The organism is Mycobacterium sp. E2497, from assembly GCF_001668695.1.
In the GTDB taxonomy this organism is placed as follows: domain Bacteria; phylum Actinomycetota; class Actinomycetes; order Mycobacteriales; family Mycobacteriaceae; genus Mycobacterium.
This window is the reverse complement of record NZ_LZKD01000256.1, coordinates 37,557-43,720: the sequence shown is the minus strand read 5'-3', so window position 1 is coordinate 43,720 and position 6,164 is coordinate 37,557. Positions and strand designations below refer to the sequence as shown.

At 67.7% G+C, this 6,164-nt stretch carries 4 protein-coding genes and 2 pseudogenes; 3 read left to right on the top strand and 3 right to left on the bottom strand.

Annotation, left to right across the window (positions count from 1 at the left end; genetic code table 11):
• From A5713_RS24430 to A5713_RS24420, 3 genes and pseudogenes are all read left to right on the top strand, one after another.
• Positions 1-303: pseudogene (locus tag A5713_RS24430) on the top strand (hypothetical protein); the annotation flags it as partial.
• 12 nt (positions 304-315) lie between these two features.
• On the top strand, positions 316-1,218 hold the full coding sequence (gene sucD / locus A5713_RS24425) for a succinate--CoA ligase subunit alpha (protein ID WP_067921437.1): 903 nt from the start codon (positions 316-318) through the stop codon (positions 1,216-1,218).
• Between the two features lie 111 nt (positions 1,219-1,329).
• A complete protein-coding gene (locus A5713_RS24420) occupies positions 1,330-2,856 on the top strand; it encodes an acetyl-CoA acetyltransferase (protein WP_068098787.1) in 1,527 nt (508 codons plus the stop codon).
• A 21-nt stretch (positions 2,857-2,877) separates the two neighbouring features.
• Here A5713_RS24420 and A5713_RS29770 read toward each other — a convergent pair whose 3' ends face one another.
• From A5713_RS29770 to A5713_RS24410, 3 genes and pseudogenes are all read right to left on the bottom strand, one after another.
• Complete coding sequence (locus A5713_RS29770; RefSeq protein WP_082973133.1) at positions 2,878-3,207, bottom strand: PE/PPE C-terminal domain-containing protein; 330 nt, start codon at positions 3,205-3,207, stop codon at positions 2,878-2,880.
• 1,187 nt (positions 3,208-4,394) lie between these two features.
• Positions 4,395-4,973: pseudogene (locus tag A5713_RS29370) on the bottom strand (PPE family protein); the annotation flags it as partial.
• A 275-nt stretch (positions 4,974-5,248) separates the two neighbouring features.
• Positions 5,249-6,097 (bottom strand): LLM class F420-dependent oxidoreductase, encoded by an 849-nt coding sequence (locus A5713_RS24410; protein ID WP_067919647.1) that lies wholly within the window; start codon positions 6,095-6,097, stop codon positions 5,249-5,251.
• Positions 6,098-6,164: the final 67 nt, after the last annotated feature.

Here is a 6,164-nt window from a genome sequence, read left to right as displayed (position 1 = left end):
TCGGGCCTCGGCGACCAGCAGCTTCTTGACGATGTGGCCCTTGATGTCGAGGCCGAGAATGTTCTTGGCGTGTTCGTGAACGTGTTCGGGGGTATCACCTCGTGCGACGCCGTTGCCAACGGAATCGTGACCGCCCTGAACATGCTCGGTGACGAGGCCAACAAGCCGCTCGTGGTGCGGCTCGACGGCAACAACGTCGACGAAGGACGCCGCATCCTGGCCCAAGCCAACCACCCGCTGGTGATCCAGGCCGAGACCATGGACGCCGGTGCCGACAAAGCCGCCGAGCTGGCGAACAAGTAAGGGAGCCAACGAATGTCGATCTTCCTGAACAAGGACTCGAAGGTCATCGTCCAGGGCATCACCGGCGGCGAGGGCACCAAGCACACCGCGCTGATGCTGAAGGCCGGCACGCAGGTGGTGGGCGGGGTGAACGCCCGCAAGGCGGGCACCACCGTCTCGCACGTCGACCCAGTCGGCAAGGACGTCGAGCTGCCGGTATTCGGCAGCGTCGCGGAGGCGATGAAGGAGACCGGCGCCAACGTGTCGGTCGGCTTCGTGCCGCCGAAGTTCGCCAAGGACGCCATGATCGAGGCCATCGACGCCGAGATCCCGCTGCTGGTGGTCATCACCGAGGGAGTCCCGGTGCAGGACACCGCATATGCGTGGGCGTACAACCTGGACAAGGGCCACAAGACGCGCATCATCGGGCCGAACTGCCCCGGCATCATCACCCCGGGTGAGGCGTTGGCCGGCATCACGCCCGCCAACATCAGCGGCCCCGGACCCGTCGGCCTGGTGTCCAAGTCCGGGACGCTGACCTACCAGATGATGTACGAGCTGCGCGATTTCGGGTTCTCCACGTCGATCGGCATCGGCGGTGACCCGGTGATCGGCACCACCCACATCGACGCCATCGAGGCCTTCGAGAAGGACCCCGACACCAAGGTCATCGTGATGATCGGCGAGATCGGCGGCGATGCCGAGGAGCGTGCGGCCGACTACATCAAGGCCAACGTGAGCAAGCCGGTCGTCGGCTATGTCGCGGGATTCACTGCGCCGGAAGGCAAGACGATGGGCCACGCCGGCGCCATCGTGTCCGGTTCGTCGGGCACCGCGGCCGCCAAGAAGGAAGCCCTGGAGGCGGCCGGCGTCAAGGTGGGCAAGACCCCGTCGGAGACCGCCGCCCTGGCCCGGGAGATCCTGCAAAGCCTGTAGGGGCTGTGGCGATCGGCAGCGCGGCGTCGCCGGGCGAGGCGGGTCGCCACCGTCGAGGCTGCGAGGGCCCCGGATTTGGCCGGGGCCCTGTCCCAGGTAGATAGTGGTTCTATGAATCTCGACCCGAACACGCCGGTCATCGTCGGTGTGGGGCAGTTCACCGAGCGCATCGAGGACTCCGGCTACCGCGGGATGTCCTCGGTGGAACTGGCCACCGCGGCGGCGCGGGCCGCACTGCATGACTGTGGGGCCGACGCCACCACCGTCGCCGCGTCCATCGACACCGTCGCCGCGATCCGGCAGTTCGAACTCTCCGGGCGCACACCCGCGCCGATGGGCAAGTCCAACAACTACCCGCGTTCGGTGGCCCAGCGCATCGGTGCTGCACCAGCCCGCGCGCTTCTCGAACCCATCGGCGGTCAGGGCCCGCAGCATCTGGTCACTGAGTTCGCCGGCGTCATCGCCTCGGGTGCGGCCGAGGTCGTGATGATCTTCGGCTCCGAGAACACTTCCAGCATCCGCTATTTCGCCGACAAGGAGAAGCCGGACCATTCCGACACGGTCGAGGGCTCCCTCGAAGACCGGGGCTTCGGCTACGAGGGCCTGTTCGACGACTACACCGTCGCGCATGGCTTGGTCGGTGCGCCGGCCCAGTACGGGCTGCTGGAGAACGCGCGCCGTGCCCGACTGGGCTTGAGCGTCTCGGACTACCGGCGCCAGATGGGCGAGTTGTTCGCTCCGTTCACCAAGGTGGCGGCGAAGAACCCGTTCGCATCCTCCCCGGTGGAGCGCACCGTCGACGAGCTCATCACCGTCACCGCGTCCAACCGGATGATCTGTGATCCGTACCCGAGGCTGCTGGTGGCCCGTGACCAGGTCAATCAAGGTGCGGCCGCGCTGCTGATGTCGGTGGCCGCGGCCCGCAGGCTCGGCGTGCCCGAGGAGCGCTGGGTGTTCTTGCACGGCCACGCCGACATGGTGGATCAGCCGCTGCTCGACCGCCTCGACCTGACGCACAACTCGGCTTCGGTGCTGGCGGTCCGGGAAGCACTCGCCGGCGCCGCCGTCGGCATCGACGACATCTCGACCTTCGACCTCTACAGCTGCTTCCCGGTGCCGGTGTTCAACTTCTGCGACGGGACGGGCCTGGCCACCGACGACCCGCGCGGGCTGACGCTCACCGGGGGCCTGCCGTACTTCGGCGGGCCGGGCAACAACTACTCACTGCACGGCATCGCCGAAACGGTCAGCGAAATGCGCGACCGGCCAGGCCAATTCGGCCTGGTCGCCGCCAACGGCGGGATCATGAGCAAGTACTCGGTCGGGGTGTACTCGACCACCCCGGTGAACTGGAAGCCCGACAACAGCGCCGCGCTGCGTGCCGAGGTCGCCGCCCGTCCCAAGATGCCGGTGAGCGTCAAGGCCGACGGTCCGGCAACCATCGAGACCTACACCGTCCGTTACGACTGGCCGGTACACACCGGCCTCATCGTCGGCCGTCTCGACGGCGACGGCAGCCGCTTCCTGGCACTGAGCGAGGACCCCGATCTGGTCGGGCTGCTCAGCAACGGCGAGCCGCTAGGGGCTTCGATCGTGGTGCGGTCGACGGAGAAGGACAACCGGGCCGCGCTGGCCTGAGGCGCGGAGACGAGGGATCGCCTAGCTTCCTTCGGCTTGGGTCTCATCGTTGGCGCTGTCGTCTGTTTCGGCCTCGTGAGTCCTTGGGCCGCTTTGATTCATCGTCGCCATCAAACCCTGCCGGAAGGTGGCTCCACGTTGCCCGCCTGTGGCATCAAGGCTGGTTGTCGACGGCGAAGCCGGAACCGGCTCAACTGTCGGAGCGGTCATCGCCCAGGTCGGCGGGACCGACAGTGACCCGAGCAGCCCCGCCTTGCCCACGTCGGCACACACCACCCGACCATCGGTCAAGGCGTCCAGCCAGGGCCGAGGGTTGACACGCCCCAACGCTTCGGGGGTGTCCCCCGTCATTCGGGGGCAGCCGCCAGGTCAATCCCGGACAGGCTACGAGCCCATTCCGCGAGCCCCTCCGCATTGAGCTGAGGTTGAATTCCCGAGGTTCCCGCCAGCCCCGGTGAACCCGCCAGCCCAGTAGGAATGACACCGGGCGTCGTAGCCGACGGAACCGGCGTCAGGCCGACGACGACGGTCTGGCCGGGGGCAACGCCGGCGCCGGTGGGGGTGATGGTGAACGACCCGACGATGGCCGAGCTGCCGGGGCCGTAGGTGATGGTTCCGCCGGAGCCGTGGCCGATGGTCACCGAGCTGGCCGGGTCGACGATGAGGATGCCGTTGGCGCCGACGCCGAGGGAGCTGTTGGAGCTGACGCCGAGGGCGCCGTTGGAGCCGACGGTGATGGTGCCGCCGGTTCCGGTGGAGATGGTGCCGCCGGAGCCGACGGAGATGGTGCCGGAGTTGATTGTGACGGTGCCGCCGGAGCCGATGGTGAGGCTGTTGCTGGCGCTGAATGTGCCAGAGAACGTGAGATGGCCGCCGTTGACGGCGAGGGTGCTGCCCGAGCCGACGGAGACGGTGGCGTGGGTGGTGACGCTGACGGTGCCGGAATTGACGGTGACGACGCCGCCGAGTGTGCCGGGGCCGTTAACGGTGAGGGCGCCGCCGGTGCCCACGGTGACGGTGTTGCCTGTGCCGGCGAAGGTGAGAGTGCTGCCCTGCTGCACGACGAGGCGGCCGCCGCCGCCGACATTGACGGTGGCGGCGGCGCCGGCGCCGACGTTGATGGTGCCGGTCGTGGGGGGGCCGCTACTACCGCCGACGATGGCGCTGCCGCCGGGGCCGGTGAAGTTGAGGGTGCCGCCGGCGCCGACCGTGATGCTGCTGGTGGAGTTGGCCACCGTGAGGCTTTCGCCCTGCTGCAGGGTGAGGGTGCCGCCGGAGGCGACGTTCACGGCGCCGTTGATGGTGGCGTTGCCATTGATGATGACGTGGCTGGTGCCGTCGGCGGTAGTGATCAAGCCGCTGGGGCCGACGGTCAGGTGGCCGCTCGGGCCGACCGTGACGGTGCCGGACGCGTAGGTACCGGGGTTGTAGCTGCCGGGGCCGAGGGTGGGGTCGCCGCCGGACGCGAGGCTCGAGCTCAGCTGCTGGGAGGCGTTGGTGGAGGCCATCTGCACCACCGATTGCGTGCGGGCGCCGGTGGCGTTGCCGGCGGACTGGGCCACCGCGCGGGCCTGGTCAGCCTGCCCGGCAGGGTTGGTGGTGTGCGGAGGCTCGTTAAGCGGCGTCAGGGTGCTCGCGGGCGCCGAAGCAGCGGCGTAGCCGTACATCGCGGCGGCGTCTTGGGTCCACATCTCCATGTACTGGGCCTCGGTGGCCGCGATCGCCGGGGTGTTCTGGCCGAGGAAATTGGTTGCGATCAAGGCCATCAACTGCGCTCGGTTGGCCGCAATCACCGGCGGGGGCACGGTCATCGCAAACGCCGCTTCGTAGGCCGCCGCCGCCGTGTAGGCCTGGGCGGCGGTCTGCCCGGCCTGAGCGGCGGTAAGAGATAGCCACTCCACATAGGGTGTGGCCGCGGCCGTCATCAGCATTGACGACGGACCCGACCACGCTTGCCCGGTCAACCCCGCGACCACCGACGAGTAGTCGCTGGCTGTGGACTCCAACTCGGCGGCCAGGGCGTCCCAGCCCGCCGCGGCTTCCAGCATTGGACCGGCTCCGGGGCCGGCATACATCAGACCGGAATTGACCTCTGGCGGCAGCGATGCGAAGTCCATAGCCTTTTTCCCTATTCAGATTCGTAATCGTCGAACTGATCTCGACAGCGCCTCAAACCACATAGCTATGTTCTGAAATCGTGTAATTACGTATATAGGGTCTAAAGTCCTATAGGCGCGTTGCCGCGCTGCCTACTCAGTGAAAATGTCTGGGACGTGCCATCTTTCGGCTATCGCAACCGCTGGTTCATACAAAGTTCCGCGACACATAAACCACGTGAACGACACGCCGGTGCCGGTCGCCGTGGTTTATGTCTGGCGGATACGAAGGGCTGTCAGACGAGAGCCGCCAGCTTGCCGGCCAGCCGCTCCACATAAGCGGCGACCTCGTCGTCGGACTTATCCGGCAGGCCGAACAGCACCTCGGTCACGCCGAGCTCGGCCCACTTGGCGAGCTTCTCGGGCACCGGCTTGAAGTCCAGGGCGACGATCTGCGGGGCACCGTCGCGGCCGGCGGCCGCCCAGGTGTCCTGCAGCAACTTCACCGGCTCGTCGATGTCGAAGTCGCGGGGCGTGGTGATCCAGCCGTCGGCGCTGCGGGCGATCCACTTGAAGTTCTTCTCGTTTCCGGCTGCGCCGACCAGCACCGGAATGTGCGGCTGAACGGGTTTGGGCCACGCCCAGCTGGGCCCGAACTTGACGAACTCGCCGTCGTAGGCGGCTTCCTCCTCGGTCCACAGCTCGCGCATGGCTTCGATGTATTCGCGCAGCATGGTGCGGCGGCGGGCGGGCGGCACGCCGTGGTCGGCGAGCTCATCGGTGTTCCAGCCGAATCCGACGCCGAGGCTGACGCGCCCGCCGGACAGATGGTCGAGGGTCGCAATGCTTTTCGCCAGCGTGATCGGGTCGTGCTCGACGGGCAGCGCCACCGCGGTGGACAGCCGGACCCGCGACGTGACGGCGCAGGCCGCCCCCAGGCTTACCCATGGGTCTAGCGTCCGCATATAGCGGTCGTCGGGCAGCGACGCGTCGCCGGTCGTCGGGTGCGCCGCCTCGCGCTTGATCGGGATGTGGGTGTGTTCCGGCACGTAAAAGGTCGTGAAGCCGTGTTCGTCGGCAAGTTTCGCGGCCGACGCCGGAGAGATGCCGCGGTCGCTGGTAAAAAGCACAAGCCCGTAATCCATGGGGTGAATTAGAACGTGTTCTACCTCCGCTGGGCAAGCTCCCGTCGCGGCGGCACGGATCGGCGGC

What these genes read in the sequence shown, in the direction of transcription:
- A5713_RS24410 (WP_067919647.1), bottom strand. Translation starts at nt 6,097, where the DNA reads ATGGATTACGGGCTTGTGCTTTTTACCAGCGACCGCGGCATCTCTCCG.
- A5713_RS24420 (WP_068098787.1), top strand. Translation starts at nt 1,330, where the DNA reads ATGAATCTCGACCCGAACACGCCGGTCATCGTCGGTGTGGGGCAGTTC.
- A5713_RS29770 (WP_082973133.1), bottom strand. Translation starts at nt 3,207, where the DNA reads ATGACGGGGGACACCCCCGAAGCGTTGGGGCGTGTCAACCCTCGGCCC.
- sucD (WP_067921437.1), top strand. Translation starts at nt 316, where the DNA reads ATGTCGATCTTCCTGAACAAGGACTCGAAGGTCATCGTCCAGGGCATC.